The sequence below is a fragment of the Oleiphilus sp. HI0043 genome, assembly GCF_001634935.1.
Genome location: NZ_LWEY01001948.1, coordinates 1 through 676, shown reverse-complemented (window position 1 = coordinate 676; position 676 = coordinate 1). Strand labels below are relative to the sequence as shown.

At 43.3% G+C, this 676-nt stretch carries 1 protein-coding gene; it reads right to left on the bottom strand.

Features of this window, described 5'->3' with window-relative positions:
• Positions 1-526: pseudouridine synthase (locus A3729_RS30180; protein ID WP_068634584.1), on the bottom strand; the 526-nt coding region annotated here is incomplete at its 3' end.
• Positions 527-676 lie beyond the last annotated feature (150 nt).

Here is a 676-nt window from a genome sequence, read left to right as displayed (position 1 = left end):
TCGCTAGTGACTTTAAGGCTACACGAAGCTGATGAGTTTTACCGGTTTCTGGCTTTAATGCAAATAGCCAATAGCCTTCTTTCGTGCTCAGTTCAGTATCTTTATTCAACATCGGGTCGAGCGCCTTGGCGAAAAAACGAGTCACAGCAGGATTAGTTTTTTCTCGACGAAGCAAATAACTACCACGACGCCCTTTAACCATATCACCGGCAACCGCCCCCTGCTTTTTACCTGGTTTCTTAGTACTCAGTGCCAGATAGTACTTTTCGATGGTTTTATTCTGGAGCATTTCACTTATTGCTTTGTTCGAGGCCTGAGTCTTTGCGAAAACCATCAATCCAGAAGTCATTTTATCTAAGCGATGAACAGGGAAAAGCTGCTCAGATTCGAACTGAAGCCTAACCTTTTGCACAATCCCTTGAAGTAGGTCATCACAGTGAAAAGGGATACCAGCTGGCTTATGAACGGCAAGAAGATTAGCATCTTCAAATAGCGTTATTAAGCTTTCATCAGTTTCTGAACTCACCAGCCGGCCTACTGAATTTCTAGTAAAGACATTGGCGCGACAGGGGCAGTTTTTGATTTTAATTGCTCTTGGGCAGCAAAATGATTCGTAGCATAGGGTGAATCTTCAGGCTCAGATAGAATATTCGGCCTAACAATGCGGTGATAAGTA